Below are 374 nucleotides of genomic sequence, written 5' to 3' on the forward strand. Positions count from 1 at the left end.
TCCGAGGTACTGGCCGGCCAGAATGCGGGCGGTAGTGCCGCGCTGGCCTGCCCCTCGCGCGAAGAAGAGGGAGAGCACGATGATGTCGTCGATGTTGGTCGCTGCGAACAGGCCCATCGCCTGCAAGACCGAGGTGAGGATCATGCGCCCTCCCCAGCTGCGTCGCATCCGGGAAGCGAGCAGGCGGGATCGATGCACGGGGCGTCTTCGTCCACTGCCAGGGTGGCATCGACCAGTGCCGTCAGCGCCTGCGCCAGGTGCGAATCGGCGATCTCATATCGTGTCCGACGACCCTCGGGCTCGGAGACGACGATCCCGCAATCGCGCAGGCATGCCAGGTGGTTGGACACGTTCGGGCGTGTCAGGTCCAGATC

1 protein-coding gene and 1 pseudogene are annotated in these 374 nt (G+C 66.3%); both read right to left on the bottom strand.

Annotated features, from left to right (window positions below):
* A pseudogene (locus AB4Y71_RS18015) lies at nucleotides 1–144 on the bottom strand (cadmium resistance transporter); the annotation flags it as partial.
* On the bottom strand, nucleotides 141–374 hold a 234-nt coding region (locus tag AB4Y71_RS18020; RefSeq protein ID WP_441722766.1), incomplete at its 5' end, for a helix-turn-helix domain-containing protein. The pseudogene AB4Y71_RS18015 and the gene AB4Y71_RS18020, both read right to left, overlap by 4 nt.

Source organism: Glutamicibacter sp. MCAF14 (assembly GCF_052114325.1).
In the GTDB taxonomy this organism is placed as follows: Bacteria; Actinomycetota; Actinomycetes; order Actinomycetales; family Micrococcaceae; genus Glutamicibacter; species Glutamicibacter arilaitensis.